The sequence below is a fragment of the Nocardia sp. NPDC004168 genome (genome assembly GCF_040610355.1).
GTDB lineage: Bacteria > Actinomycetota > Actinomycetes > Mycobacteriales > Mycobacteriaceae > Nocardia > Nocardia sichangensis.
In genome coordinates, this window is record NZ_JBEXME010000003.1 from 411,410 (window position 1) to 436,896 (window position 25,487).

Annotated in this window: 27 protein-coding genes, 1 other RNA gene and 1 pseudogene; 15 read left to right on the plus strand and 14 right to left on the minus strand. The window is 69.9% G+C overall.

The window, feature by feature from the left end; all coding sequences use genetic code 11:
* Positions 1–3: 3 nt before the first annotated feature.
* Positions 4–819, minus strand: coding sequence for a helix-turn-helix transcriptional regulator (locus ABZW96_RS08950; protein ID WP_355072787.1), 816 nt, complete (start codon positions 817–819; stop codon positions 4–6).
* Between the two features lie 129 nt (positions 820–948).
* On the opposite strand from ABZW96_RS08950, the gene ABZW96_RS08955 reads away from it, so the two are divergent.
* From ABZW96_RS08955 to ABZW96_RS08965, 3 genes are all read left to right on the plus strand, one after another.
* Positions 949–1,356, plus strand: coding sequence for a hypothetical protein (locus tag ABZW96_RS08955; RefSeq protein ID WP_355072789.1), 408 nt, complete (start codon positions 949–951; stop codon positions 1,354–1,356).
* A 185-nt stretch (positions 1,357–1,541) separates the two neighbouring features.
* Entirely contained in the window at positions 1,542–2,123 is a 582-nt protein-coding gene (locus ABZW96_RS08960) for a GNAT family N-acetyltransferase (protein WP_355072790.1), read from the plus strand.
* Complete coding sequence (locus ABZW96_RS08965) at positions 2,120–3,091, plus strand: hypothetical protein (RefSeq protein ID WP_355072792.1); 972 nt, start codon at positions 2,120–2,122, stop codon at positions 3,089–3,091. The genes ABZW96_RS08960 and ABZW96_RS08965 overlap by 4 nt, the downstream gene beginning before the upstream one ends.
* A gap of 4 nt (positions 3,092–3,095) precedes the next feature.
* Here the strand turns inward: ABZW96_RS08965 and ABZW96_RS08970 are convergent, their stop codons facing one another.
* The 4 genes from ABZW96_RS08970 to ABZW96_RS08985 all read right to left on the minus strand — a co-directional run bounded on the left by ABZW96_RS08970 (position 3,096) and on the right by ABZW96_RS08985 (position 5,480).
* A complete protein-coding gene (locus ABZW96_RS08970) occupies positions 3,096–3,557 on the minus strand; it encodes a GNAT family N-acetyltransferase (RefSeq protein WP_355072794.1) in 462 nt (153 codons plus the stop codon).
* Between the two features lie 48 nt (positions 3,558–3,605).
* Positions 3,606–4,178 (minus strand): NUDIX domain-containing protein, encoded by a 573-nt coding sequence (locus ABZW96_RS08975; protein WP_355072795.1) that lies wholly within the window; start codon positions 4,176–4,178, stop codon positions 3,606–3,608.
* 32 nt (positions 4,179–4,210) lie between these two features.
* Positions 4,211–4,498 carry a hypothetical protein gene (locus tag ABZW96_RS08980; protein ID WP_355072797.1) on the minus strand — a complete coding sequence of 96 codons (288 nt, stop codon included), beginning with the start codon at positions 4,496–4,498 and terminating at the stop codon, positions 4,211–4,213.
* A gap of 94 nt (positions 4,499–4,592) precedes the next feature.
* Positions 4,593–5,480, minus strand: coding sequence for an alpha/beta fold hydrolase (locus ABZW96_RS08985; protein WP_355072799.1), 888 nt, complete (start codon positions 5,478–5,480; stop codon positions 4,593–4,595).
* A gap of 36 nt (positions 5,481–5,516) precedes the next feature.
* On the opposite strand from ABZW96_RS08985, the gene rnpB reads away from it, so the two are divergent.
* Positions 5,517–5,930, plus strand: an RNA gene (gene rnpB / locus ABZW96_RS08990) — RNase P RNA component class A.
* A gap of 97 nt (positions 5,931–6,027) precedes the next feature.
* Here rnpB and ABZW96_RS08995 read toward each other — a convergent pair.
* Positions 6,028–6,399: a hypothetical protein gene (locus ABZW96_RS08995; protein WP_355072800.1), complete on the minus strand. Its 372-nt coding sequence runs from the start codon at positions 6,397–6,399 to the stop codon at positions 6,028–6,030.
* Between the two features lie 452 nt (positions 6,400–6,851).
* On the opposite strand from ABZW96_RS08995, the gene ABZW96_RS09000 reads away from it, so the two are divergent.
* From ABZW96_RS09000 to ABZW96_RS09010, 3 genes are all read left to right on the plus strand, one after another.
* Positions 6,852–7,166, plus strand: coding sequence for a hypothetical protein (locus tag ABZW96_RS09000; protein ID WP_228827325.1), 315 nt, complete (start codon positions 6,852–6,854; stop codon positions 7,164–7,166).
* A gap of 16 nt (positions 7,167–7,182) precedes the next feature.
* Positions 7,183–8,634, plus strand: a complete 1,452-nt coding sequence (locus tag ABZW96_RS09005; RefSeq protein WP_355072802.1) for an RNB domain-containing ribonuclease — start codon at positions 7,183–7,185, stop codon at positions 8,632–8,634.
* A gap of 232 nt (positions 8,635–8,866) precedes the next feature.
* Positions 8,867–9,070, plus strand: a complete 204-nt coding sequence (locus tag ABZW96_RS09010; RefSeq protein ID WP_355072803.1) for a hypothetical protein — start codon at positions 8,867–8,869, stop codon at positions 9,068–9,070.
* Here the strand turns inward: ABZW96_RS09010 and ABZW96_RS09015 are convergent.
* From ABZW96_RS09015 to panB, 6 genes and pseudogenes are all read right to left on the minus strand, one after another.
* The gene (locus ABZW96_RS09015) at positions 9,060–9,947 is read right to left on the minus strand and encodes a CHAD domain-containing protein (protein WP_355072988.1); all 888 of its coding nucleotides are present in this window, start codon (positions 9,945–9,947) and stop codon (positions 9,060–9,062) included. The two genes, ABZW96_RS09010 and ABZW96_RS09015, sit on opposite strands and share 11 nt — an antisense overlap.
* Positions 9,948–9,968: 21 nt before the next feature.
* A pseudogene (gene pip, locus ABZW96_RS09020) lies at positions 9,969–10,916 on the minus strand (prolyl aminopeptidase); the annotation flags it as partial.
* A 13-nt stretch (positions 10,917–10,929) separates the two neighbouring features.
* Positions 10,930–11,379 carry a hypothetical protein gene (locus tag ABZW96_RS09025; protein ID WP_355072805.1) on the minus strand — a complete coding sequence of 150 codons (450 nt, stop codon included), beginning with the start codon at positions 11,377–11,379 and terminating at the stop codon, positions 10,930–10,932.
* A gap of 262 nt (positions 11,380–11,641) precedes the next feature.
* On the minus strand, positions 11,642–12,043 hold the full coding sequence (locus tag ABZW96_RS09030) for a PIN domain nuclease (protein ID WP_355072807.1): 402 nt from the start codon (positions 12,041–12,043) through the stop codon (positions 11,642–11,644).
* Positions 12,040–12,258 (minus strand): DUF2191 domain-containing protein, encoded by a 219-nt coding sequence (locus tag ABZW96_RS09035; protein ID WP_355072809.1) that lies wholly within the window; start codon positions 12,256–12,258, stop codon positions 12,040–12,042. The genes ABZW96_RS09030 and ABZW96_RS09035 overlap by 4 nt, the downstream gene beginning before the upstream one ends.
* Before the next feature lie 59 nt (positions 12,259–12,317).
* Complete coding sequence (gene panB / locus ABZW96_RS09040) at positions 12,318–13,112, minus strand: 3-methyl-2-oxobutanoate hydroxymethyltransferase (RefSeq protein ID WP_355072990.1); 795 nt, start codon at positions 13,110–13,112, stop codon at positions 12,318–12,320.
* 248 nt (positions 13,113–13,360) lie between these two features.
* Between panB and ABZW96_RS09045 the strand changes: the two genes are divergently transcribed.
* From ABZW96_RS09045 to ABZW96_RS09055, 3 genes are all read left to right on the plus strand, one after another.
* A complete protein-coding gene (locus tag ABZW96_RS09045; protein ID WP_355072992.1) occupies positions 13,361–14,899 on the plus strand; it encodes an alpha/beta hydrolase in 1,539 nt (512 codons plus the stop codon).
* Positions 14,900–15,063: 164 nt separating this feature from the next.
* A complete protein-coding gene (gene glnA / locus ABZW96_RS09050) occupies positions 15,064–16,401 on the plus strand; it encodes a type I glutamate--ammonia ligase (protein WP_355072810.1) in 1,338 nt (445 codons plus the stop codon).
* Between the two features lie 57 nt (positions 16,402–16,458).
* Positions 16,459–19,470: a bifunctional [glutamine synthetase] adenylyltransferase/[glutamine synthetase]-adenylyl-L-tyrosine phosphorylase gene (locus ABZW96_RS09055; protein ID WP_355072812.1), complete on the plus strand. Its 3,012-nt coding sequence runs from the start codon at positions 16,459–16,461 to the stop codon at positions 19,468–19,470.
* 58 nt (positions 19,471–19,528) lie between these two features.
* Here ABZW96_RS09055 and ABZW96_RS09060 read toward each other — a convergent pair whose 3' ends face one another.
* On the minus strand, positions 19,529–19,864 hold the full coding sequence (locus ABZW96_RS09060; RefSeq protein WP_355072814.1) for a helix-turn-helix domain-containing protein: 336 nt from the start codon (positions 19,862–19,864) through the stop codon (positions 19,529–19,531).
* Between the two features lie 106 nt (positions 19,865–19,970).
* Between ABZW96_RS09060 and ABZW96_RS09065 the strand changes: the two genes are divergently transcribed.
* The 5 genes from ABZW96_RS09065 (at position 19,971) to ABZW96_RS09085 (ending at position 25,031) form a co-directional block, all read left to right on the plus strand.
* Positions 19,971–20,297 (plus strand): hypothetical protein, encoded by a 327-nt coding sequence (locus tag ABZW96_RS09065; protein WP_040865768.1) that lies wholly within the window; start codon positions 19,971–19,973, stop codon positions 20,295–20,297.
* 2 nt (positions 20,298–20,299) lie between these two features.
* A complete protein-coding gene (locus ABZW96_RS09070; RefSeq protein ID WP_355072994.1) occupies positions 20,300–20,947 on the plus strand; it encodes a cysteine hydrolase in 648 nt (215 codons plus the stop codon).
* Positions 20,948–21,521: 574 nt separating this feature from the next.
* Entirely contained in the window at positions 21,522–22,214 is a 693-nt protein-coding gene (locus tag ABZW96_RS09075) for a class I SAM-dependent methyltransferase (RefSeq protein ID WP_355072816.1), read from the plus strand.
* A 138-nt stretch (positions 22,215–22,352) separates the two neighbouring features.
* Positions 22,353–23,297, plus strand: coding sequence for an endonuclease/exonuclease/phosphatase family protein (locus ABZW96_RS09080; protein WP_355072818.1), 945 nt, complete (start codon positions 22,353–22,355; stop codon positions 23,295–23,297).
* 297 nt (positions 23,298–23,594) lie between these two features.
* The gene (locus ABZW96_RS09085; protein ID WP_355072820.1) at positions 23,595–25,031 is read left to right on the plus strand and encodes a metallopeptidase; all 1,437 of its coding nucleotides are present in this window, start codon (positions 23,595–23,597) and stop codon (positions 25,029–25,031) included.
* Between the two features lie 3 nt (positions 25,032–25,034).
* Here the strand turns inward: ABZW96_RS09085 and ABZW96_RS09090 are convergent, their stop codons facing one another.
* Complete coding sequence (locus tag ABZW96_RS09090) at positions 25,035–25,487, minus strand: 6,7-dimethyl-8-ribityllumazine synthase (RefSeq protein ID WP_355072822.1); 453 nt, start codon at positions 25,485–25,487, stop codon at positions 25,035–25,037.

The following is a 25,487-nucleotide window of genomic DNA, read 5'->3' on the forward strand; positions in this document are numbered from 1 at the left end:
CGCTCACGACTTCGCCGCGGCCGCCGCCCCGCGCAGCGCGGCCGCGGTGAAGTCGTCCAGGGGATAGAACAATTCGATGGCCAGCTCCGACAGCGTCACGTCGGCCGGAGCGCCGAAGGTCGCCATCGTGCTGAACATCGACAGTTCGCCCGCCGGGGTGCTGATCCGGATCGGCACCTCGAACGGGCTCGACGGCGTGCCGGTCTGCGCCTCCCCGTCCGTCCCCGGCGGATCGGGGTAGCCGGAGACCTCGTCGTAGAGTGCGGTCAGTTCCGCGTCACCGCTCGCGCTGACCTGCCTGGCCAGCCGCTCCAGGAACAGCTCGCGCACCTGGGTGCGGTTGGCCAACCGGGCCGAGAGCCCGTCCGGGTGCAGCACCAGCCGGTAGACGTTGGGCCGGGGCGCGCGGACGTGCTCGGGGACGCCGTCCATCAGCACGCTCATCGCCGCGTTGCCCACCACCACGTTCCACAGCCGATCGATGACCACCGCCGGATACGGTTCGTGGGCGGTCAGCATGGCGTCCAGCGCGGAGCGGACCGACGCGAGATGGGCGTCGTCGAGGCTGCTCTCCCGGTAGGCGGGCGCGAAACCGGCCGCGACGAGCAGGGTGTTGCGTTCGCGCAGCGGCACCTCCAGCGTGTCGCACAGCCGCAGCACCATCGCCCGGCTCGGCGCGGCTCGGCCGGTCTCCACATAGGACAGGTGCCGCGCCGAGGTGTCCGCGGCCAGCGCCAGGTCGAGCTGGCTCAGCCTGCGCCGTTGCCGCCATTCCCGCAGCAGGATGCCCGCTCTCGACTGTGTCCGCACCGAAGTCACCCGGTCAGCTAAGCATCCCGGCGCGCGGTGCGGCCATGACCTCGGAGGTTATTGAGACGCCCATCTCCGGGCAGCAGGGTTGGTGCCGGGAGCCGATCGGCCCCGCCGGATCGACCACGGGAGTACGACATGAGACCCACCACCCTGGCTCGCCGCGACGGCGGCGCCGCGTTCCTGTGCTCCGCATTGCGCGTGGACGGCTGGAGCACCGGGATCTTCGGCGGCGTGTTGCTCGCCGGAGCCGGACTGCTGCGCGACCCGCTCGGGGTACCGACGGGCTGGAGCCTCGCGTTCGGCGTCGTCATGCTCGGCGGCGCGCTCGCGTTGCTGTCGATCGCCCGGCGCCCGGCGGTCGCCGTGCGCTACGCGGGGGCGGTGGTCACGGTCAACGCGCTCTCCGCGGCCGGGATGATCGGGCTGGCCGGTTCGGGATTCTTCGCGTTGACCGGGCTCGGCCTCGCATTCCTACTCGTCGGAGCGGCGGCGGTGGCGACCTTCGCCGGGCTGGAGTTCGCCGGACTGCGCAGGCTCGGGTGAGCGCCGTGCTCGACGACGACCGGTCCCGCCGCGCCGACGAAGCGACCCGCGCGACTGCTCCGGACACCCTTGCCGGTTCGAGGTTGCGAGGATCGGGTTGCCCGTCGCCGATGTCGCGGTGACAGCGCCTCGCCGTGGTCGAAATCCGTTGTGCACGAGGTCTTCGACCCGGTAGAGACATGCGGATGGACGTCTCGATACCCAGGATCAGATCGCTCGCGCCCGATGACTGGGCGGTGTTCCGGCGCGTCCGGCTCGCGGCGCTGACCGACGCGCCGCAGTTCTTCGGTACCACCCTGGCCGAGGCGCGGGCCCGCACCGAAAGCGACTGGCGGCGCGCCCTGTCGGACCGGGTGCAGTTCGTGGCGGAGTCGGGCGGGACCGAAGTGGGCACCGTCGCGGGCATGCTCGACCCGGAACGCGGTGGCGTGCACCTGATCTCGATGTGGGTGGCGCCGCGGGCACGGGGGACCGGCGTGTCCGACCGGCTGGTCGGCGCGGTGCTCGACTGGGCGGTCGCGGGCGGACACGACGTCGTCCGTTTGGAGTTCGCCGAGCACAATGCCTTCGCGGAGCGGCTGTATCTGCGCAATGGCTTCGTGCGGACCGGGGTGAGCGGGCCCATGGCGCCGGGCGACCCGCGACGGGAATTCGAGATGGCGTGGCGGCCGTCCCGTTTGTCCGCCCCTTCGCAGGGTATCCGGGCCGCGACGGCATCCGAGACGCCCGTCCCGCACCGCGACGCCGAGCACAGGAGACAGCCATGAACAAGCGCAAGCCCACGGACAAGGGACCCGACGACGTGCAAGACACCGCCGACGTCTCCGGTGGCCGGTCGGCCGGAACCGGGCAACCGGCCGAGGGTGCGGCGCACGGGGGCCGGGAGCCGGAGCCGGGCGCCACTCGGCGCGCGGCGGGCACGCCCGGCGACTCCGACGAAGGCGGCGCGGGAGCGTCGGCCACGGGGAGTGCGGCGCAGGTCTCGGAAGACGCGTCCGTGCAGGCGGGCGGCGCCGCTGACGCGGCGGCGACGGTGACCTCGGGGAAGGTTCCGACCGGCACGGCCCCGCAGGCGGGCAGCACGCCTGATGCAGGGGAGTCCGTGACTGCCGGTGCGGCCTCGCGGGCAGGCAGCGCGTCTGGTGCGGGGGAGCCGCTGTCTTCGGGGGAGGTTCCGACCGGCACGGCCCGGCAGGCGGGCGGCACGCCTGATGCGGGCGAGTCCGTGAGTACCGGCGCGGCCCCGCAGGCGGACCACGCGCCCGGTGCGGCGGAGCCGGTGTCTTCGGCGGAGATTGCGACAGGTGCGGCCCCGCAGACTGGCGGTACCGCCGATGCGGCGGCGGTGTCTTCGGCGGCGGCTGCGCAGGCGGGCCGCATGACTGGTGCGGCGGAGCCGGTGACTCCGGCCGATGCGGCTGCGCAGGCGGGTAGCGCTCCTGGTGCGGCGGAAAAGCCGGAACCGGGGCCGGAATCCACTGGGAGGCACGCGGCCGGAGCCGGGAGTCGTGAGCAGACGCCGGTCGGGGAGTCGGTTCGACGCGCGGCCGAGCGCGCCGAACGAGTCCAGGCGGACGCCGCCACCGCCGCCGAACGCGGCGCGGCGGGAATTCCCGGCCCGGTGGCGCACCCGGGCCGCACCCTGTTGGAGACGCTCCGCGACAAGCCCGTCCTCGCTGCGATTCCCGCCTCGGTCCTGGCTTTCATTTTCTGGCGCGCGTTCCGTCGAGGCTGACCCCTTACACGCGCCGCCGGTAGAACTGCCGAGATCCGCCCTCTGGCCCGGGATCCGCCTCCTCCGCGGGATGGAAGCCCAGGTTCTCGTAGAACGCGCGCGCACCACTGGCGACCGCGCCGGGATGGTCGGGCCCGAAGGTGACCACTTCGAGCGTGCCGGGAGTCGGCACGTAACGGCGGATCGCGTCCGTGGTCAGCGCCCGGCCGATCCCGTGCCCGCGCGCCTGTTCCGCGACGACCAGCCAATGCACCCGGTAGGTCGGCGGGTTCGAGCCGAACAGGATGCCGCCGAGCACTTCCGCCCCCGCGGACCGGGCGACGAGCGCCGTACCGCGCCGCACGTGCCGCAGCACCGCGGCGCGAAATCCGGCATCGTCGGCGGACGCGCCGAACCAGTGCTCGACCTGCCCCGCCAGTTCGAGAAAACCGGCGAGGTCGTCCTCTCGCGCAAGCCTGACAATCATCCGCGCCATCGTGACACCATCGGCCGCCGCCGTCGACTCGAAGGGACCTCAGTCGGCGGCGGGTCGCAGAGCGATGTCGAGCTTGGTGCGGAAACGTCCGAAGTGCGGGTCGGTGTCGTGGAGGGCGAATCCGTCCAGTTCCCACCATCGTTCACCGTCGAACTCGCGCGGATCCAGGGCGTGGCCGTCGGCGCGGTCACCGCGGATGACATACCAGAGGCTGACGTCCTCGTGACCGGAGGCCGAGCCGACCGTGGTGGTGACGGTGAGGAACAGCGGGTCGGGCCCGATGACGTCGAATCGGGCCTCGACGCCGATCTCCTCGGCCGCTTCTCGCCGCGCGGTATCGAGCGGATGCTCGCCCGGATCGACGTGCCCTCCGGTCGGCAACCACAACCCGGCAAGGCGATGCTTGCCCAGCAGCACCGCCCGTGCCGCCGGATCGACCAGCACGACATAGCAGACCAGGTGCCGCGGCGGGGTCGCCGGTCTGGCCCGCCGGAAGATGTCGTCGGTCGACGCGAGCCACGCCAGCGTCGTGTCGATGTGCCGTCGCTCGAGCTCGTCGAGGGGCGCGATCCGACGCACGATCTCGGCGACCGCGGCGGTGGAGGGCTGCATGGCACGGACAGTAGCTCTGGGCACCGACAGGTTCAGCCGTCCAGCACAACGGGTTTCAGCCGGGCCGTGTACGCCGCGGCGCGGTCGAGCGCGTCGGCGGCCGCCGCGAGTTCGATCAGCGCTTCTTCGAAGACTTCGCGTGCCCCGGCGACGCAGTAGCCGGGGGTGGTGAGCGCGCCGATCCCGTCGGTGTCGATCAGCAGCCCGGAATCCGGCAACGCGCCGTAGTCGTCGGCCAGCGCCGCGAGGTCGCGCCGCAACTCGCGTACCCGGTGCAGCAATCGGCCGCGCCGTTGTTCCAGGATCAAGGGATCGATCATCGGTGCCTCGTTTCGATCGACGCGTGCTCCTTTCGCAATCTACCGAGCGCGGCACCGATGTGCGGCCCGGCCGCCGGGCCGGGCCGCGAACGCCCTATGGTCGCAGCACCGACACCAAGAATTCGGTTTGGTCGTACACGGTCTTCTCGAAGACCTCGTCGAAATAGATGTCGAAATGCTTGGCGGGATAACGTTTCACCACCGCGTGCTTGGTGCGTTCGGCGGCGCGCAGCGCCGATTTCACCGGCGCGACGGAATCGTCATCGCACAGCGCGTACAGCACCGGCATCTTCAGTGCCTTCGCGCGCCGCGCGGGTGCGTCGAAGAGTGCCGAGAACGCTACTCGCGCGGCCACTTTCGGCTCATAGGTCTCGCTCTCGTCGGTCAGCCTGCGGAAGCCGTCCGGTACGTCGGGCGCGCTCATCAGCGCCGCGGCGCCGCGGCGTCCGGCCAGCCGAATGCCGACCGGCTTGCGCCGGAGCGTTCCGAGCAGCAGGTCGGTGGCCGCGATGGTGGTGACCTTGACCAGGCTGATCGGCCCCTTGGCCAACGCCGAGGACAGGCCGCTGGTGAACGGCACCTGCGCGACCACGGCCGCGATGTAGGCATCGTCCGGCGCGACCGAAAGCACGTGGCCGCCGCCGAACGACGTGCCCCACAATGCGATCCGGGTCGCGTCGATGCCGCGCAGCGTGCGCGCGAACGCGATGGCGGCATGCCAGTCCGCGCGCTGGCGCGCGATGTTCAGCAACTGGCGCGGCGTGCCTTGACTTGCGCCGAAATGCCGATAGTCGAATACCAGGACCGCCATTCCCGCGGCGGCGAAACGCCGCGCGTACCGATCCAGTCCCATTTCCCGATTGGCCCCCAGGCCGTGTCCCATCACCACTAGCGGGCGGGGTTTGGGTGCGCCGTCCGGGCGATATAGCCACGCCGCGCACTGTTCGCTTCCGGATGGGAAGCCGACCTCGACACGTTCCATGGCCATCAACCGTACCCAGTATCCTGTTCTGGCGGACGAGTTGGTCGGGCGGCCGCGGCGCTGGGAACGGGCACGGCTGTGCCGCCGCCCGGCGCCGAGGAAAGTCCGGACTCCACAGAGCAGGGCGGTTGTTAACGGCAACCCGGGGTGACCCGCGGGAAAGTGCCACAGAAAAGAGACCGCCCACGGCCTAGCGGTCGTGCGGTGAGGGTGAAACGGTGCGGTAAGAGCGCACCAGCGCCCCGGGTGACCGGGGCGGCTCGGTAAACCCCGCCCGGAGCAAGGTCGAAGGCCGCACCGGTTACGGTGCGGCTGCGCAGGCGCTCGAGGGCTGCTCGCCCGAGCCTGCGGGTGGACCGCTCGAGGTACCCGGCAACGGAGTGCCCAGATGGATGGCCGCCTCCCGGCTCAGGCCGGGGACAGGATCCGGCTTACAGACCAACTCGTCCGCCCGCCGGCGCGTGCTCCGCACTCCGGCTCTACTCCGCGCGAGGTCGCGTTCCGCGAGCTCGGCGGGTGTGCGAAGCACGCCGGGATAGCGCGGGGGTCAGCACATCAGTTTGGCCATTTGGTAGATCGCCTTGGCTTCCTCGGCGCTGGGCTGGGTGGCGCCGCCCGCGCGCTTGGTGATGTTCTTGACGACGTCGTCCTCGGATTTGCCCGCTTTGATGTCCCCGCAGGTTTCGGTCAGGATGCTCGCGATCTTCGCGTCGTCCTTGCCCTCGGCCAGCTTGGGGAACGCGCCGCGGAAGCTGACGAGGAACGCGCCCGCCTTCACGCTGTCGACCTGGGCGGCGGCCTGTGCCGCCGTGGTGGTGGCGGACGAGGTGGCATTGCTGGTCTTGTCGTCCCCGCACCCGGTGAGGAGCAGGGCGAAGAGGGTGGCGCTGGCCGCGATGGCGGCGGTAGTTCTTGTCACGGAGCGGCATGCTAGCCGTCTATAACCACCGCCGCCTCCCGTCAGGTTAACGGGAGGCGACGAGCAGTGGGAAAAAGAATCGCGCGGTCAGATCGGGTTGATCACGAAAACCTGCGCCCAGTACGCGGCCTGCTCCGGGCCCAGCAGCGGCAAGAGGTAGTCGAACAAAATCGATGACATAGCTGTGGAGCTCCCAAATTGTCGACGTGCGGGACATATCCAAACGTGCGGGCGAACCCACGCCCGTCACGGCGGGCCACGTTAGCAGCGCCGCCCGGGTCGTGTCGCGGGGCGAGAATTTCCGCTGTCCGATTCGTGCGGAACTGGCCCTGATCGTGATCGACGTCATAAAGTAGTCGCCGTTGGTAAGGGCCGGTGCGGGGCAGCACCGGGCCATTCATACTTCGATCGCGGGAAAGCAGGTCTCAACACATATGCGAGTAGTTCGCTCCATGGTCGCCGGCGCATTGGTCGCAGGCGCCGCTTCGGTTTTCGCGGTGCTGGGTGCGGGGTCGGCCGGCGCGGTCGCGGTCACCCCGCTGCCGGGCGGGGTTCAGGTCGACCTGAGTCCCGCCGACACGGTATGGGTGCACCAGAATCATGTCGGTCTGGCTATCGCCGGGCTGCCGCATCCGTCCGCCGCCTCCTTTGGCGAGGCGCTGGACGCGGCGGCTCAGGTGTCGTCCTCGGTGCCGAACGGCCGGGTCACGTTCACCGTCTACGGGCCGTTCGACCAGTTGAACGGCTCCATGCTGGCGCTGCAGTAGGACCCGGCGCCCCAGCGTGGAACTCCACCAGCGGATCGTGTCGGCGCCGGTCGATTTCGGCGCCATCCGGTCCGAGTTCGGCTTGGCCTCGGCGTACCCCGCCGAGGCCAGTGCCGAGGCCCGCGACGCGGTCGACGCGTTCGCGGGCAACCGGGTCGATCGCACGGACATCCCGTTCGTGACGATCGACCCACCCGGGGCCATGGATCTGGACCAGGCCCTGCATATCGAACGCGGCCCCGGCGGCTTCCTCGTGCATTACGCCATCGCCGACGTGGGCGCCGTGATCTTCCCCGACGGCGCGCTCGCCAAAGAGTCCGGCGCCAGGGGCCAGACCTTCTATCTTCCCGACGGCACCGTGCCGCTGCACCCACCTGCGTTGTCGGAAGGGTCCGCCAGCCTGCTTCCGGACCGGACGCGCCCGGCCGCGCTGTGGACTATCGAACTCGACGAGCAGGCCGAACCGGTGCGGTACTCGGTTGTCCGCGCCCTGGTGCGCTCCCGTGCCCGGCTCGACTACTCCCGTGTGCAGGCCGACGCGGAGTCGGGTCGGCTGCATCCCTCGATCGCGGCCCTGCCGGAATTCGGCACGCGGCGCATCGAGGCGGGGCTGGCGCGCGGCGCGATCGGGCTGCGGTTGCCCGCGCAAAGCGTGGTCCAGGACGAGCACGCCGACGGGCACTGGCGCCTGGTGGTGGAACCGCGCACCGCCGCCGACGACTGGAACGAGCAGGTCTCGCTGCTGACCGGCATGTGCGCGGCGCGGATCATGCTGGACGGGCACGCGCCCGCACTGGACCGGGTCGCGCTGCTGCGCACCATGCCGCCACCGTCGGAATCCGCGATCGAGTCGATGCGCCGGACCGCGCAGGCGCTGGGCGTGGCCTGGCCCGACGGCGAAGCTGTCGGCCGGATGCTGGCCCGGCTGGACACCGGCACTCCCGCGGCACTGGTCCTGATGTCCGAGGCGACGAGCTTGCTGCGCGGCGCCTCCTACACCGTCGTCGACGGCGCGGCAGGAGCGCCGCACGCGCCGGAAGCTCTGCGGCACAGCGCGATCGGCGCGCCGTACGCGCACGTCACCGCTCCGCTGCGGCGGTTGTCGGACCGGTTCGCGACCGAGATCTGCCTGGCCCGGTGCGCGGGGGCCGAGGTGCCGCGCTGGGTGCGGGAGGGGCTGGTGAGCGCCGCCGAGACCATGCGGCGCAGCGACAGCGTCGCGGGCAAGATCGAACGCGCCTGCATCGACCTGACCGAATCGACCCTGCTCGCGCCACGTACCGGAGCGACGTTCGACGCCGTCGTGGTGCGCGAGGCCAACGGCAACCGGCCCGCCGTGGTCTTCGTCGCCGACCCGCCGGTGCTGGGCCCGTGTGAGGGGAAACCGCCGGAAGGCGAGACCGTGCGGGTGCGGCTGCTGTCGGCCGACCCGAGGGAACGGAAGGTGTCCTTCACCTACCCTGCGTGAACGGCAGCGGCGGCCGCGCCGTACACGACCTCGTCTCGCGAGCGTGCCGATGAGCAGAGGTCTGCACTGCGGCCGACCGTGGGTTGCGGCCGTGTTGTCGACTGTGGGCCAGCGAGCCGTGTTGTCGACTGTAGGCCAGCGAGCTGGGTTGACCGACCGTGGGCCAGCGAGCTGGGTTGATCGACCGCGGGCCAGCGAGCTGGGTTGATCGACCGCGGGCCAGCGAGCTGGGTTGATCGACCGCGGGCGGGTGGCCGCGTTGCCGACCGGACACGAGGCGGCCCGAATTGCCGACTCCGGACGCGCGGCCGCGTCGTATCCCGGCCGCGGACGACCGCTACCGGTCACGGCACCGCCCGCGGCGCTGCTGGTCGGCGAACGCGGTGATCGGCTCGTCTCGACCGGCTCAGCGCCGGGACACCGGATCACCCCGTGATGACGGCCGCTCCGAACAGCGCCGCGGCGGTGGCCGGATAGCGGCTCAGTTCACGGCCCGCCGCGGCGTCCTCCGTGGCCGCGAGGGCCTCGTACAGGCCGGCACGCTCGCCCGCCGCCGCGGCCTCGGCGGCCCGGTGCAGGATCGCGTCGTGCGACTCCACCGCGTCCCGATGGTCGCCGAGCACGGTCTGCAGCTTCTTCGCCCGGACGCCGCGATCGGCGGCGTCGTCGCCGAGGACCTGCTGCGCCGCCTCGCACGAGTACCGCAGCCGCTTGGCGCTCTTGCGGATGTCGTGCAGCAGTTCCACCCGTTCGAGCGGATCGACGGTGGGCTCGGCGCGGATCAGGGATTCCACCCGGTCGAGGTCGCGCCGCAGCACCTCCCGGAACACGTCCGGCGCCGCCGCGTCGGCGCGTGAGTGGCGCAGCGGCGGGTCGGTGCGCCATCGGGACAGCTCGTCGCGCAGCTCGCGGTAGCGGGCGCCGTCCAACGCGGTCAGCACCTCGTCGTGCGCCGCGCGATAGCGCTCCCGCTCGGCGTCGACCAGCCGCGCGGTGACCGCGTCGAGCTCCGCCGGGTCGGCTCGCTCGGCATGATCGGCCAGCAGCGTGGCGAACCGATCGGCGCGCACCTCCGCGTCCCGCGCTTCACCGAGCAACCCGGCCAGCCACTTGAGTTCCGCGCCCATCGCGGCGGCGGGCTTCTTGGCGAGCAGTTTGCCGTAGGACCGCAACACGCTGCGCAGCCTGCGGGTGGCCACCCGCATCTGATGGACCGAGTCCTCCGCGTCCGCGCGGACCTCGGGTTCGGCGGCCGCGAGCCGGTCGATGTCCTCGCGCAACGCGTCCACCAGAGCGGCCCCCGCCGTGATCACCGTGCTGGTCCGCGCTTTCGCGAATCGGTCGGTGGCCTCGACCAGGTGATGTGTGATGCCGGGCTCGTTCGCCGCGTGCCCCGCGTCGTCGACGATGTGCAGGACCGACCCGGGCCAGGCTCGGTGCAACTCCCACGCGCTGACCGCGGGACAGACGATGTCGTGGCGGCCCTGCACGAGCACGGCCGGGATGTGCGCGATGGCGTCGATGTCACGCAGCAGCTGGCCCTCTTCGAGGAACCCGCCGTGCCGGAAGTAGTGATTCTCGATCCTCGCGAACGCCAGCGCGAATCGCGGCTCGGACGTCTCGGCCACCCGATCCGGATGCGGCAGCAGCGAACTCGTCGCGCCCTCCCAGCTGGACCAGGCGATCGCGGCCGTGCGGGCGATGTCTTCGTCGGCCGAGTGCAGCAGGCGGTGGTAGGCCTCGACCAGGTCTTGATCGCGTTCGTCTTCGGGCACCGGCGCGAGGAACTTCTCCCACTCGTCCGGATAGACGTAACCCGCCGCGCCGTTGTAGTACCAGTCGATTTCCTTGCGGCGCAACAGGAAGATGCCGCGCAACACCAGTTCGGTCACCCGATCGGGGTGTCGCTGCGCGTAGGCCAGCGCGAGCGTGGAGCCCCAGGAACCGCCGAACACCTGCCAGCGATCGATGCCGAGATGTTCGCGCAGCCTCTCGATGTCGGAGATCAGGTGGCCGGTGGTGTTGTGTTCCAGACTCGCGCCGTCGGCCAGGTGCGGAGTGGAGCGGCCGCAACCACGCTGGTCGAACAGCACGATCCGGTAGGCGGCCGGATCGAAGAAGCGCCGATGGAACGGCGCGGTGCCGCCGCCGGGCCCACCGTGCAGGAAGACGACCGGCTTACCGGCCGGATCGCCGCTGACTTCCCAGTAGACCGACTGGCCGTCGCCGACCGCGAGCATGCCGGAGTCGTGCGGCTCGATCTCGGGATAGAGGGTGCGCATCCGGCCGCCCGGCTCAGAACGCCAAGCCAGAGGCCAGATCCGGGATGCCGAGCGCCTCCACGGCCTGCTGACGGACATCCGGGCAGCTCTTGACGGTGGCGCGGTCGACGATCGGCTTGTCGGCCAGCACCGCGCCGTTGATGCCGCCGTTGCGCAGCGCCCACTCGTGCACCAGGGCGTTCAGCCCGATCTTGCCCAGGGTCCCGCCCTGGATCCGCCAGTTGGACAGCTCCGGCCGGATCATGTCGCACAGCTGGGTCGCGGCCGCGTCGGAGATCTCCGGGCTCGTCGGCGTGACGCGGCCGGAGGTCGTGCCAGGAGCGGCGGTGGCCGACACCGTGGTGGAACTCGAGCTGCCGGTGGGCGCCGGGCCCGAGTCGCTGCCGCAAGCGGTCAACGCGGCGGCGGTGAGAGCGCCCGCCACCAGCAGGGTGCTGCGTGAAATCCAACGGCTGTACGGCATGGGTACCTCTGGTCGTGTCGGTATTGTCGGCATCGAGTCTGCCATTGATTCCGCCGACCGGCCCGAACCGGCCGTTTTCGGTGGGAAGAGTTCAGCCGAAGTGCGCGCGCAGCTCGTCGAGCAGTTTCGGTGTTCATGCGACGCCCGAGCCGCTCGATGGACGGAGAATCACTGCCCGGAGACAGGGCGTCGGCCGGACTCGGTTCGCCACCGACGCAGGGTGATCGAGTGGCGTCGCTCTACCTGCCGCACTTCCCGAGTTCTATCGGTCGACGCGGATCATCGGAAGTTCCGGTCGTACCTTCGCGATCGAGTCGAAGTCCGCGTCCGCGTGAATGAGTGTCAGGCGGTGCTCGAGCGCGGTGAGCGCGATGACGATGTCCATCGGCGACGGCCCGCGATGATGGCCGATGCGGACCAGATCACGCTGCACCGCCAACACGTGGCGCCAGGGATCGTCGAGCGCGGGGTACCAGCCGAACGTGCGTCCGAGAACAGCGAAAAACGGTTCGAAGTCCTTGCCCGATCGAACGGAAACCATGAGCTCGGCTTCGACCGGCGGACAGATCGCGACGAGTCCTTGCGCCACCTGGCGGGGCCATGGATCATCGACCTGGCCGCGGAGCAGTCGCCACACGGCCGAGGTATCGGCGAGGTAGGTCACCGCTGGGGATGCTCCTCGCCTGCCAGAACGTCGAAGTCCAAAACGTCCTCGGCATTAGCCTGCAGCCAGGCCAAACTGCGGGCGCGATCGTCCGCGGTCAGGCCCGCCGCGATGGCCAGAGCCCGATTGATCGTGTCACGTTTGGTGCGTGTGCCCAGCTGCTGCTGAGCGAGTGCCAGTGCGCCGTCGTCGAGATCGACTATGGTCCGCGTCATGCTCCGCACCTCCCTTGATATACGGATATACGTCAGTATATCAAAGGGAGGTGGCGATTTCAGAAACTGTGCTCCGCCGCGGGGAAGGTGCCCCGGCGCACTTCGTCGGCGTAGGCAGCGGCTGCGGCACGCAATTCGTCGCCGACGTTGCCGAAGCGCTTGACGAACTTCGCGGTCTTGCCGCTGGTGTAGCCTGCCATGTCCTGCCAGACCAGCACCTGCGCGTCGGTGTCGGCGCCCGCGCCGATGCCGACGGTCGGAATGGTCAGCTTGCGGGTGACCTGCCCCGCCAGTTCGGCCGGGACCATCTCCATCACCACGGAGAACGCGCCCGCCTCCTGAACGGCGATGGCGTCGGCGATCAGTTGCTCGGCGCCGTCGCCACGACCCTGCACGCGGAATCCGCCGAGGGTGTTCACGCTCTGCGGGGTGAAGCCGATGTGCGCCATGACCGGGATGCCCGCCGCGGTGATCAGCGCGATCTGCTCGGCGACCCGCTCGCCGCCTTCCAGCTTCACCGCGTGCGCCCCGCCCTCCTTCATGAACCGGGTCGCCGTCGCCAGCCCCTGCTGCGGGGAGGACTCGTAGGTGCCGAACGGCAGGTCGGCCACGACCAGCGCGTGCGGCGCGCCGCGCACCACCCCGCGCACCAGCGGGATGAGCTCGTCGACAGTGATCGGCACGGTGGTGTCGTAGCCGTACACCACGTTGGCCGCGGAATCGCCGACCAGCAGCACGGGAATGCCCGCTTCTTCGAACAGCCGCGCCGAGGAATAGTCGTAGGCGGTCAGCATCGCCCAGCGTTCCCCGTCGGCTTTCATCTGCTGCAGGTGGTGCACCCGGGTCTTGCGCATCTTCTTGGGCTCGGCGGGGGCCGCACCGTAGGCAGGGGTTTCCGAGTCGGATACGGACATCATCGTCTCTTTCGTCTGTGTCGCCTCGGGGCCCGTCCGGGTCCCCGGGAGTGTCTGACGATTTCAGTGTGCCACCCGCCACCGAGGCGGATTAAGGCCGATGACCGGTGCGATTGGTCACAGCGCGGCACGGGGTTTGCCCGGGGCGGCCACCGCGTTCGCCCGATGGCAGTATCGACAGCATGTCGATGGTGCGGAATGGGCGCGGTGCACTCCCGGTGGCGGTGCTGGCGTCGCTGGCTGTGCTGGTTGCGGGGTGCGCCGTCACCCGCACCGAAACGGGGCAGCCTGCACCCACGCCGCCCACCGGGCTGGAGAAGTTCTACGGCCAGGCGGTGCAGTGGGGTGACTGCACCGGATTCGGCGGGCCGGACGACCGGCTGTCGCCGAGCACCGAGTGCGCCCGGATCACCGTGCCGGTGGACTACGCGGCGCCCGACGGGCCGACCGCCCAGATCGCGATCTCCCGGACGCGGGCGACCGGGCGGCGGGTCGGTTCGCTGGTGATGAATCCGGGCGGGCCGGGAGAGTCCGGTCTCGGCCTGTCGTCGCTCGGCAACAAGACGGAATTGGCCGAGCGCTTCGACCGGATCGGCTTCGACCCGCGCGGTGTCGGTTCTTCCACCCCCTCGATCGTCTGCCAGACACCCCAGGAGCAAGACTCCGAGCGCGCCGAGCCGGAGGACGACTACACCCCGGCGGGCATCGCCGACGCCGAGGCCGACAACCGCCGGTACGCGGGCCGCTGCGCCGATCGGACCGGGAAGGAGTTCCTCGCCCACGTCGGCACCCGCGAGGTCGTGCAGGACCTCGACATCATGCGCGCCGCGCTCGGCGACCCGAAGCTGACCTACGTCGGCTACTCCTACGGCACCAAGATCGGTTCGGCGTACGCGGAACGGTTCCCCGACCACGTGCGCGCCATGGTGCTGGACGGCGCCATCGACTCCTCGCAGGATCCGGTGCAGGAGTCGCTGCGCCAGGCGGCGGGCTTCCAGAAGGTGTTCGACGCCTACGCCGCCGACTGCGCGCGGCAGCCCGACTGCCCGCTGGGCGCCGACCCGGCGCAGGCGGTGCCGCGGTTCCGCGCGTTGGTGAACCCGCTGTGGGACAAGCCGGCGCCGACCACCGATCCGCGGGGTCTGACCTACGGCGACGCGCTCACCGGCGTGCGCCAGGCGCTCTACACCGACGAATTGTGGAAGGTGCTCACGCTCGGGCTGTCCGAGCTGCGCGACGGGCGCGGCGATACGCTGCTGGCCCTGGCCGACCTGTACGACGGACGTCGCGACGACGGCACTTACGCCAACACCAGCGACGCGTTCAACGCGATCCGCTGCGTGGACGATCCGCGCATCACCGATCGCGGGGTCGCCGGACGCCAGGACGCCGAATACCGGAAAGCGGCCCCGTTCCTGGACGACGGGCGCGGCACCGGCGCGGCGCCGCTGGAGCTGTGCACCGCCTGGCCGGTGCCGAACACGAGTGAACCGCATCGCATCTCGGTGACCGGTCTGCCGAAGACGGTGGTGGTGTCGACCACCGAGGATCCGGCGACGCCGTACCAGGCCGGAGTCGACCTGGCCGACCAGTTGGGCGCCGCGCTGATCACCTATCAGGGCAACCGGCACACGGTGGCGCTGGCGGGCGGCGTCCCCTGCGTCGACGACGCGGTGATCGCCTATCTGGTCGACCTGACCGAGCCCGCCTCCGGCCTCACCTGCTGAGCCGGGCGCGCGCGGTTGCTGATCGGTCACGCGATGCTGCCCGGTCCAGAAGAATCTCACAAACCGGACGATCCGACTGTGCGGAGTCTTCCGAAAAAACCAGGTCAGCAATCTTAAGCGTGTATGTAACACAGATTTAACGCCGGATGCTTACGCTCGCGGACATGGATCGCCAGAAGGAATTCGTGCTGCGGACGCTCGAAGAGCGGGACATCCGCTTCGTACGTCTCTGGTTCACCGACGTCTTGGGTTACCTGAAGTCCGTCGCGATCGCGCCCGCCGAGCTGGAGGGCGCGTTCGAAGAGGGTATCGGTTTCGACGGCTCGGCCATCGAGGGCTTCGCCCGTGTCTCGGAGGCCGACATGGTCGCCCGGCCGGATCCGTCGACCTTCCAGGTGCTGCCGTGGGCCACGAGCAAGGGCCATCAGCACTCCGCGCGCATGTTCTGCGACATCACCATGCCGGACGGCTCGCCGTCCTGGGCCGACCCGCGCCACGTGCTGCGCCGTCAGCTGAACAAGGCGGGCGACGTCGGCTTCAGCTGCTACGTGCACCCCGAGATCGAGTTCTTCCTGCTGGAGAACGGCACGCGTGACGGCGTCCCGGTCCCCGCCGACACCGGCGGCTTCTTCGACCAGGCCGTGCACGATTCGGCGCCGAACTTCCGCCGCCACGCCATCGACGCGCTGGAGTCCATGGGCATCTCCGTGGAGTTCAGCCACCACGAGGGCGCTCCGGGCCAGCAGGAGATCGACCTGCGCTACGCCGACGCGTTGTCCATGGCAGACAACGTGATGACCTTCCGCTACCTGATCAAGGAAGTGGCCATCGACGAGGGCGTGCGCGCGACCTTCATGCCCAAGCCGTTCGCCCAGTACCCGGGCTCGGCGATGCACACGCACATGAGCCTGTTCGAGGGCGAGACCAACGCCTTCCACGACCCCGACGACCCGATCAACCTGTCGGAGACGGCGCGCGCGTTCATCGCGGGCATCCTCGAGCATGCCCCGGAGATCAGCGCGGTCACCAACCAGTGGGTCAACTCCTACAAGCGCCTCATCCACGGCGGCGAGGCGCCCACGGCGGCCTCGTGGGGCCGGTCCAACCGCTCCGCCCTGGTCCGTGTGCCGATGTACACACCGAACAAGTCCTCTTCGCGGCGCGTCGAGATCCGCAGCCCCGATTCCGCGTGCAACCCCTACCTGGCCTTCGCCGTGCTGCTCGCGGCCGGTCTGCGTGGCATCGAGAAGGGCTACACGCTGCCGCCGGAGGCCGAGGACGACGTGTGGTCGCTGACCGTCGCCGAGCGGCGCGCGATGGGCTTCCGCGAGCTGCCCGGCACGCTGGACGAGGCGCTGCAAGCGATGGAGCGCTCCGAGTTGGTCGCCGAGACCCTGGGCGAGCACGTGTTCGACTTCTTCTTGCGCAACAAGCGCCGGGAGTGGGCGGACTACCGCAGCCAGGTCACGCCGTTCGAGCTCAAGGAATACCTGGGGTTGTAATCCGAGCGATGCCCGGGGGCGGCGTGCCCCCGATCGCGGCCAGGTAATTTGAGAACCATGGTCCGGCCCCCCTCTGCGCGCTCCGCTGTCCCCGGTGTCGGTCGGCTCGGATTGCTCGAGCCGTCCGCCGCCGCGTCGCTGCGCGAATTGGGCTGGGACAACGTCGAGAGCATTCCCGTGCTGTGGTCGCTGTCCCGCGCGCCGGACGCCGACCTCGCGTTGAGCACGCTCATGCGATTGCGCGAGAGCATCGGGGACGGTTGGGACGCGGTCGATTCGGCCATCCGTACGGATACGTCGCTGCGGGGCAGGCTGTTCGCGCTGCTCGGCTCCTCCAGCGCGTTCGGCGATCATCTCGTCGCGGCGCCGGAGTCGTGGGAAGGCTTGCGCCGCAAGGAGTTACCTGGACGCGACGAGCTGATCGCCGATCTGCTCGCCGTGGTCGACGCGGCACCGGAGGAGGGGCCGAACGCGACCCCGATGCTGTTCCGCGCCGCGATCTCGGGTCCCGAAGTGGCGGCGTCGCTGCGCAAGCGGTACCGCGATCACTTGATGCTGCTGGCCGCGCTGGATCTGGCGGCCACGGTGGAGAACGAGCCCGTGCTGCCCTACCAGGTGGTCGGCAGGCAGCTCACCGACCTGGCCGACGCCGCGTTGACCGCTGCGCTGGCGGTGGCGGTGGCGCGGGTCTGCAAGGACGAGCCGGTGCCGGTGCGGCTGGGCGTGATCGCGATGGGCAAGTGCGGCGCGCGCGAATTGAACTATGTCAGCGACGTCGACGTGGTGTTCGTCGCCGAGCCCGCCGACGCCACCGCCACGCGTCTGGCCGCGGAGATGATGAGCGTGGCGAGCCAGGCGTTCTTCGAGGTAGATGCGGCGCTGCGGCCGGAGGGCAAGGCCGGTGCGCTGGTGCGGACGCTGGATTCGCACATCGCCTACTACAAGCGCTGGGCACGCACCTGGGAGTTCCAGGCGCTGCTGAAGAATCGTCCGGCGACCGGTGACATCGCGCTCGGCGAGCAGTACCGAGCCGCGCTCATGCCGATGGTGTGGTCGGCGTCGGAGCGTCCCGATTTCGTCGCCGACGTGCAGGCGATGCGCCGCCGCGTGGAGGATCTGGTGCCCGCCGACCTGCGCGAACGCGAACTCAAGTTGGGGCGCGGCAGCCTCCGGGACGTCGAATTCGCCGTGCAGCTCCTGCAATTGGTGCACGGGCGGGTGGACGAGACGCTGCACGTGCAGGGCACCGTGGAGGCGCTGACCGCGCTGGCCGCGGGCGGCTACGTCGGTCGCGACGACGCGGCCAATCTCACGGCTTCCTACGAGTTCCTGCGGTTGCTGGAACACCGGCTCCAGTTACAGCGGTTGCGTCGCACCCACACCCTGCCCGCCGACGACGACGAGGAGGGCATGCGCTGGCTGGCCCGCGCGGCGCACATCCGGCCCGACGGCAGGCAGGACGCGGTGGGTGTGCTGGGCAGCGAGATCCGCCGGAACGCGGTGCGCGTGCGGCGCTTGCACGCCAAGCTGTTCTACCGGCCGCTGCTGGATTCGGTGGTGCGGCTGGAACCCGACGCGCTGCGCCTGAGCCCCGAAGCCGCCATCCGGCAGCTGGCCGCTCTCGGCTACGCGGCGCCGGAACACGCCCTCGGCCACCTGAAGGCCCTCACCGGCGGCGTGTCCCGCAAAGGGCGCATCCAAGCCCTGCTGCTGCCGACGCTGCTCGAATGGCTCGGTGAGACACCGAATCCCGACGCGGGCCTGCTGGCCTATCGCCGCGTGTCGGAGGGGCTCGCCGACCAGATCTGGTTCCTGCGCGAACTACGCGACGAGGGGGCGATCGCCCAGCGGCTGATGATCGTGCTCGGCTCCTCCGAGTACCTGCCCGATCTGCTGATCAACGCGCCGGAGACGATCCGGATGTACGCCGACGGCCCGAGCGGCCCGCTGCTGCTCGGACCGCAGCCCGACGAGGTGGCCCGCGGCATCCTCACCGCCGCCGCGCGCTACGAGGATCCGAAACGCGCCGTGGCCGCGGCCCGTTCGCTGCGCAGGCACGAACTCGCGCGGGTGGCGTCGGCCGATCTGCTGGGCATGCTCGAAGTGCCGCAGGTGTGCCGGGCGTTGTCGTCGGTGTGGGTGGTGGTGCTCGAGGCGTCGTTGCGTGCGGTGATCCGGGCGGGCGAAGCGGAGCGGGGTGCGCACGCGCCTGCCGACATCGCGGTGATCGGCATGGGCCGACTCGGTGGCATGGAGCTCGGGTACGGCTCGGACGCGGACGTGCTGTTCGTCTGCGACCCGCGGCCGGGCGAGGACGAGACCAAGGCGGTGAAGTGGGCGATCGGGGTGGCCGACCGGGTGCAGCAGCTGCTCGGCGCGCCGAGCACCGACCCGCCGCTGCACGTGGACGCCGGGTTGCGCCCGGAGGGGCGCAACGGCGCGCTGGTGCGCACGTTGGCCGCCTACGAGGCGTACTACCAGCAGTGGGCGCAACCCTGGGAGGTGCAGGCGTTGCTGCGCGCGCACCAAGTGGCCGGTGACCAGGAACTCGGGGTGCGTTTCCTGCACGTCATCGACAAGGTGCGGTACCCGGAGGGCGGTGTGTCCGCCGAGGCGGTGCGCGAGATCCGGCGGATCAAGGCCAGAGTGGACGCCGAGCGGTTGCCCCGCGGCGCCGATCCGGCCACGCACACCAAACTGGGGCGTGGGGGCCTGGCCGACATCGAGTGGACGGTTCAGCTGGTGCAGTTGCGGCACGCCCACGAGGTGCCCGGCTTGCACAACACCTCCACACTCGAGGCGCTGGACGTGATCGAGCGAACCGAGCTGCTGGACGCGCAGGACGTCGCGCTGCTGCGCGACGCGTGGCTGACCGCCACCAATGCCCGCAACGCCTTGGTCCTGGTACGCGGCAAACCCAGCGATCAGCTACCGGGTCCGGGGCGGCTGCTTTCCGCCGTCGCCCGCGTCGCGGGGTGGCCCAACGACGACGGCAGCGAATTCCTCGACCACTACATGCGCGTCACCCGGCGCGCAAAAGCGGTCGTCGAACGAGTCTTCGGCGCGTGAGGTTCCTGTCCGTGCGCACGTCCCTTTCGGCCTGACGAAATCGAGCCCGCGGCCGGGCTCAAGGACCGACGGTCAGACCCGCGCGGGCGGCGCGCTGTTCGCCCCAGTCGTAGAGCGCGGTGAGGACCGGGACGAGTGTGCGGCCCTCGTCGGTGAGGGTGTATTCGACCTGCGGAGGCACCGTGTCGAAGGTGGTGCGCCGGACCAAGCCGTCGGACTCCAGTTCGCGCAACTGCTGGACCAGCATCTTCTCGCTGGTGGTCGGCATCCGCCTGCGCAACTCGCCGTAACGGTGCACACCCTCCTTCAAGTGGGCCAGGATCACCGGCTTCCACTTGCCGCCGATCAGGTCGACGGTCACCTCCACGGCGCAGTTGTAGCGCTTGTCGGGCACCTGTCCTCCGGGTACTCACTGAAAAGTGCGTTCTTGTAACACTGTAATCATCGCGATTCCATGAATGCCGTTGGTATCGACCACCGCAATCATGGAGCGAAACATCGTGAAGGTCATCGTTTTCGACCGCTTCAAGCCAGGCGTCACCCTGGAGACGATCAACCCGTACCTGCCCGAGGAGGTCGCCAACGTGTGGCGGCTGTGGAAGGCGGGCATCGTCCGCGAGAACTACGCCCGCGCCGACGAGCCCGGCGTGGTGATCGTATTCGAGGTCGACAGCGTCGAGGAGGCGCGGAAGTACGTCGCGGACTTCCCGCTCACCAAGGCCGGATACCTGGAATGGACGTTCGTCCCGGTGCAGGCGCCGTTGCCGCTGGAGGCGCTGATGGATCCCGCCGTCGACGTCGCCGAGCCCTACGACCGGACCGCGTGAGCATGCGCCACGCCTTCGGCCTGAGCATCCCGCAGACCGTGCAGGAGGCCTGCGATCCCGCGCGGATGGCGCTGCTCATCTACGACATGCAGGTCGGCATCGTGCGGCAGATTCCCGGCGGCGAGGAGATCGTGCGCGCGTGCGTGCGGCTGCGCGACGCCGCCCGGGCGGGGGGTTTCCGGGTGTTCTACACCCGGCACATGTCCTTGCCGGTGGCGGCGTCGGGCGTCGCCCAGCTGCGCACCGCGATGTCCTGGCAGCGGGTGGACGACCCGGCGGACGTGCGTTCGAGCTTCCCGCAGGGTTCGCCGCAATTCCACTTGGTGCCCGAGTTGACGCCGGGTCCGGACGAGGTGGTGTTCGACAAGATCACCATGTCGGCGTTCGCGGCCACCCCGCTGGACTTCGCGCTGCGCGACTGCGGCATCGACACCTACGCCGTGGCGGGCATCGCCATGGAGGTGGGCATCGAGCCGACGGTTCGGCACAGCCTGGACCTGGGTTATCTGCCGATCATCGTCACCGACGCGTGCGGCGCCGGTCATCCGGCGGCGGCCGAAAGGTCGCATGCCACACTCGAATTCACCGGCGGATCGCTCACCACGGACACCGCCGCGCTGACCGAGGCCATGAGTCGGCACGCCCACTGACGTTGCGGTCCGCCGAACCGGTGTGCGTCGCGCGCCGGTTCCGTGGCCATCGGCTCGTTCGCCCGGCCGAATGTGCCGCTATATCTCGGCAGGGAGCGAATCGGCCGATCCACGTTCCTGCGCGCGGTCTCCATGCGGCGCCCAAGTCGGCCACCGGCCGGACGAGGCGCTGCTCGGTGTGGGATCACCACCAGGCCCGCGCGGTGATCTCCACTGCGCGGGCCTGGTCACGGACTCCCGCACGCCAGGTCGTCCTGCGGTGGGGTGTTCGCGGCGCCGGTCAAGATCTGGAAGCGATCGACGAACCGGCGCAAGGCGAGCCGGTCTTCGTCGCCGAGCCCGTTCGCGGTAGTGACGGTGACCTCGCCATCAGTTCTGGGCCAAGGGTAGACCGGCCGACTTCGTCATGGACGACGATCCGCCGCCCAGCCCACGGTCCGGCTTCGATCAGTGGCGTGTCGAGCGGTGCGGGAGATCTCGCCCAGCCCCGGTGTCATCCCGCCCGTCGAGCGGATCGAGCGCGTCGTGGGCGAGGGTCCCCGACATCGGACAGGTGCACTGATATTCGTTTGCTATGACGACGCCAGAGGATTTCGATTTCGATGCCATCTATAGGGGCACCGGCGGCCCGTTCGGTCCGGGTGTCAAAGCACCGTGGAGTATCGGCGAACCCCAACCCGAACTCGCCGCCCTGATCGACGAAGGGAGATTCCACGGTGACGTGCTCGACGTCGGCTGCGGGGAGGCGGCGATCTCGCTGTATCTGGCCGAGCGGGGTTACTCCATCGTGGGATTGGATCTGTCGCCGACCGCGGTCGAGCTGGCACGTGCCGAGGCAACCCGGCGCGGCCTGACGAGCGCTTCGTTCGAGGTCGCCGACATCACTTCTTTCACCGGCTACGACGGCCGCTTCGGCACCATCGTCGACAGCACGCTGTTCCATTCGATCCCGGTCGAGTCGCGGGATGGTTACCAGCAGGCGATCGCACGCGCCGCCGCGCCGGGTGCGTCCTACTTCGCGCTCGTGTTCGACCGGGCGGGCCTGCCCGAAGTGCCCCAGCCGGGGCCATCGCCGGTCACCGCCGATGAGCTTCGGGAGGTGGTGTCGAAGTATTGGACGATCGATGAGATCAGGCCGGCGCGAATTCACGCCAACTTGCCCGCGGAGTTGCCCGAGGGCGCGCCTGTCCGGTTCGAAGGGATACGCGACGAGCCCGGCGGCCGCAAGTCGGTTCCGGCCTGGCTGCTGTCGGCCCACCTGGGCTGATTCTCCGACAGCGAAGTCGCGAGGTGCGTCGCCCGGGCGAGGGACATCGCAAGGCATCGAAGTGGCCGGGTTTCCTATGTGCCGGTCTCGAGCTGCACCAGATCAACAGCTTCACCGGCATTGCCTAGGCTCGACCGCATGCGTAGATGGATGGACCGGGCATTGTTCGGTGTGGGGTGGTGCGCAGTAGCCGCAGGCGCCATCGGGATAGCGCTGCACTTCGGGGCGTGGCAGCGGCGAGTGCTGGTGTTGCTCGCGTCGGGGGCGTCGTACTTCATGATCGGCGCGATCGTCGGCCTGGTGCTCTTGCTGATCGCGCGCGGATGGCGCAGCGCCGCTGTCGCCGGGGTGCTGGCGGCGGCGACGCTGTGGACGCTGGTGCCCGCGTTCGTGCCGCAGGGCCGGGCAGCCGGCGGTCCGAAGCTGACCGTCATGCAGTCGAATCTGCTGTTCGGCGGCGCCGACCCGGCCGCCGTTGTGCGCGCGGTGCGGGACGACCGGGTCGACGTGCTGACCGTGGACGAACTGACCGACGCCGCGCTGGAGCGGTTGGCGGGCGCGGGCCTGGTCGGTGAACTGCCCTACCACTACACCGAGCCCACCCGCGACGGCGGTGGCGGCACCGGCATCTACAGCCGATATCCGCTGCGCGACACCAAGAAATACGACGGATACATCCTCAACAACATCTCCGCGACGATGGATCACCCCGAACGGGGACCGATCACCGTCTTCGCGTTCCATCCGGTCCCGCCGCCGTTCGATTTTCCCGCGTGGCAGACGGAGATGCGCAAGACCAGGGAAATCCTCGACGCGCAACGGGGCCCGGCCATCGTGGGCGCGGATTTCAACGCGACCCGTGACCACACCGCCTTCCGCGACCTGCTACGCGGAAGCTTCGGCTCTGCGGCCGACCAGGCGGGCGCAGGCCTGCTGCCCACCTTCCCCGCCGACCGCGCGTGGGGACCGGTGATCGGCATCGACCACATCCTGCTCGCCGACGCCACCGCCGAAGAGGTGCGCACCCTCTCGGTCCCCGGCTCCGATCATCGAGCGCTGCTCTCGCACATCCACCTTCAGTGACCCCACACTGTCGGGCGCGCACAGACCACGCGCGACGGCCGCCACATCGAACTTCGCCGCCGGCAAGTCGTGATGCGCCCCGGCCGGCTTCCGGTGATCTTCGATTGTCGCGCTGAGGCCGCTCCCGTCATCGACCGCACCCGATTCCCTGCTGCGCACCTGACCAGGCGTGAAAGTGCTGCGCGCCTTGCCGATCCGGAGACGATCGTGGCGCTGTGATGCGCGCAGCGCGCTCGCGGCGATTACGATGTGAGCGCTCGGCGAGCCCGAGACGCGGTACTCGGGGAGGCGAGTTCGATGAGGAAGTACAGGCGATTCGGTGTGGCCGTGCTCGCGGTGGTGGCGCTGGTGTCGGCCGGATGCGCGCAGGGCACGAACGACCGTGCCGCACGGCAGGTCTCGCCGCCCGCCGACACCTGGGAACTGGCCGGGTCGATGACGGCTTCGGGCCCGAACGGTCCCCGCAAGGGTGTGCCGGACGCGCCGATCACGGCGGAGAACGGCGATGGCGGCGCCATCGACAAGCTCGCCCTCAATACCATCGCCGACGTGCAGGACTTCTGGACCAAGGAGTACCCCGCGCACTTCCCCGGCACGTTCAAGCCGGTGACCAGGTTCATCTCCTGGGACGCCAAGGCGCCCAGAACGCAGTCGGTCAAGTTCTGCAAGTCCGACACCTACCAGGTGGTGAACGCGGCCTACTGCGGCGGTGACCACACCATCGGCTGGGACCGGGGTGTCCTGCTGCCGAAACTGGTGCAGAAGTACGGCGAGATGGCGGTGGTGATGGTGCTCGCCCATGAGTACGGGCACGCCATCCAAGGGCAGGCCAGACTCGCGGGCCTGCTGACCCCGCCGCTCGTGCAGGAACAGCAGGCGGACTGCCTCGGCGGTGTATTCCTGCGCCATGTGGCCGAAGGGAATTCGGCGCACTTCACGCTCAACACCACCGACGGCCTCAACGCCGTGCTCGGCGCCACGGCGGCGGTGCGCGACCGGGACCCGAACGATCCGGACAACGTGCACGGCTCGGCCTTCGAGCGAGTGACGGCGGTGCAAATCGGTTACACCGACGGCGCCGACGGGTGCAAGAAGATCACCAGGAAGGAGATCGCCCAGCGCCGCGGCAATCTCCCCACCACCTTCGAGCCCGGTGAGGAGCAGGCGCAACTTCCGGTGGACGCCGCCGCGCTGACCAGCCTGAGCCAGGCGCTGACCAAGATCTTCCCGGTCACGCGGACGCCGCAGTTCGACTACTCCGGGGTCGGCCGCGGTTGCTCGGACGGCGCCGTCACCCGGCCGGTGTCGTACTGCCCGAGCGCGAACCGGATCGGCACGGACGTGCCCGCTCTGGCCCGCCGCGGCGGAACGATGACCGACGGCGACCCGCTGTCGGCGGTCGTGGACGGCGACTACAACGCGTTCGTCGTCTTCGTCTCGCGCTATGTGCTCGCGCTGCAACAGGATCGCAAGCTGTCGCTGACCGGCGCGGAGACGGCGGGCCTGCGCACCGCGTGCCTCAGCGGCGTGGTGACCACCAAGTTGAGCGAGCCGGGCAGCGACCCGCACCTGTCCGCGGGCGATCTGGACGAAGCGGTCTCCGGCCTGCTCGCCGACGGTGCGGCGGCCGCCGACGTGAACGGAAAGGTAGTGCCGAGCGGCTACCAGCGGCTCGAAGCCTTCCGCACCGGCGTCCTGGACGGTGAGAGCGCCTGCCTGGCCAAGTTCCGGTAGTCGCTACACCGGTAGCGATCGCAGCGAGCTGAGCGTGCCCGCCAGCGCGCGGGCCGCCTCGGCGCCCTTGGTGACGAAATGCTCGGTGAAGTACGTGACGTGCTCGCTGTGCTCGTGGAAGTGGTGCGGGGTGAGCACGACCGAGAACACCGGCACGTCCGTGTCCAGCTGGACCCGCATCAGCCCGTCGATCACCGCCGAGGCCACGAAATCGTGCCGGTAGATGCCGCCGTCCACCACCAGCGCGGACGCGACGATCGCGGCGTACCGGCCGGAATGCGCCAGGCGCTTGGCGTGCAGCGGGATCTCGAAGGCGCCCGGCACCTCGTAGACGTCGATGCCCGCGGGATCGAAACCGAGGTCGGCGTATTCGGCGCGGAAGCCCTCGTACGCCTTCTCGACGATCGAGCTGTGCCAGCTGGCGCGGATGAACGCGATGGATCCGGTAGTACTCAT

Coding starts and splice junctions, on each gene's coding strand:
- ABZW96_RS09085 (WP_355072820.1), top strand. CDS start 23,595: ATGAGGAAGTACAGGCGATTCGGTGTGGCCGTGCTCGCGGTGGTGGCG.
- ABZW96_RS09070 (WP_355072994.1), top strand. CDS start 20,300: ATGCGCCACGCCTTCGGCCTGAGCATCCCGCAGACCGTGCAGGAGGCC.
- ABZW96_RS09035 (WP_355072809.1), bottom strand. CDS start 12,258: ATGACGCGGACCATAGTCGATCTCGACGACGGCGCACTGGCACTCGCT.
- ABZW96_RS08980 (WP_355072797.1), bottom strand. CDS start 4,498: ATGATCGATCCCTTGATCCTGGAACAACGGCGCGGCCGATTGCTGCAC.
- ABZW96_RS09045 (WP_355072992.1), top strand. CDS start 13,361: ATGGTGCGGAATGGGCGCGGTGCACTCCCGGTGGCGGTGCTGGCGTCG.
- ABZW96_RS08970 (WP_355072794.1), bottom strand. CDS start 3,557: ATGATTGTCAGGCTTGCGCGAGAGGACGACCTCGCCGGTTTTCTCGAA.
- ABZW96_RS09025 (WP_355072805.1), bottom strand. CDS start 11,379: ATGCCGTACAGCCGTTGGATTTCACGCAGCACCCTGCTGGTGGCGGGC.
- ABZW96_RS09075 (WP_355072816.1), top strand. CDS start 21,522: ATGACGACGCCAGAGGATTTCGATTTCGATGCCATCTATAGGGGCACC.
- ABZW96_RS09000 (WP_228827325.1), top strand. CDS start 6,852: ATGGTCGCCGGCGCATTGGTCGCAGGCGCCGCTTCGGTTTTCGCGGTG.
- panB (WP_355072990.1), bottom strand. CDS start 13,112: ATGCGCAAGACCCGGGTGCACCACCTGCAGCAGATGAAAGCCGACGGG.
- glnA (WP_355072810.1), top strand. CDS start 15,064: ATGGATCGCCAGAAGGAATTCGTGCTGCGGACGCTCGAAGAGCGGGAC.
- ABZW96_RS08975 (WP_355072795.1), bottom strand. CDS start 4,178: ATGCAGCCCTCCACCGCCGCGGTCGCCGAGATCGTGCGTCGGATCGCG.
- ABZW96_RS08965 (WP_355072792.1), top strand. CDS start 2,120: ATGAACAAGCGCAAGCCCACGGACAAGGGACCCGACGACGTGCAAGAC.
- ABZW96_RS08955 (WP_355072789.1), top strand. CDS start 949: ATGAGACCCACCACCCTGGCTCGCCGCGACGGCGGCGCCGCGTTCCTG.
- ABZW96_RS09055 (WP_355072812.1), top strand. CDS start 16,459: ATGGTCCGGCCCCCCTCTGCGCGCTCCGCTGTCCCCGGTGTCGGTCGG.
- ABZW96_RS08960 (WP_355072790.1), top strand. CDS start 1,542: ATGGACGTCTCGATACCCAGGATCAGATCGCTCGCGCCCGATGACTGG.
- ABZW96_RS09090 (WP_355072822.1), bottom strand. CDS start 25,487: ATGAGTACTACCGGATCCATCGCGTTCATCCGCGCCAGCTGGCACAGC.
- ABZW96_RS08985 (WP_355072799.1), bottom strand. CDS start 5,480: ATGGAACGTGTCGAGGTCGGCTTCCCATCCGGAAGCGAACAGTGCGCG.
- ABZW96_RS09080 (WP_355072818.1), top strand. CDS start 22,353: ATGCGTAGATGGATGGACCGGGCATTGTTCGGTGTGGGGTGGTGCGCA.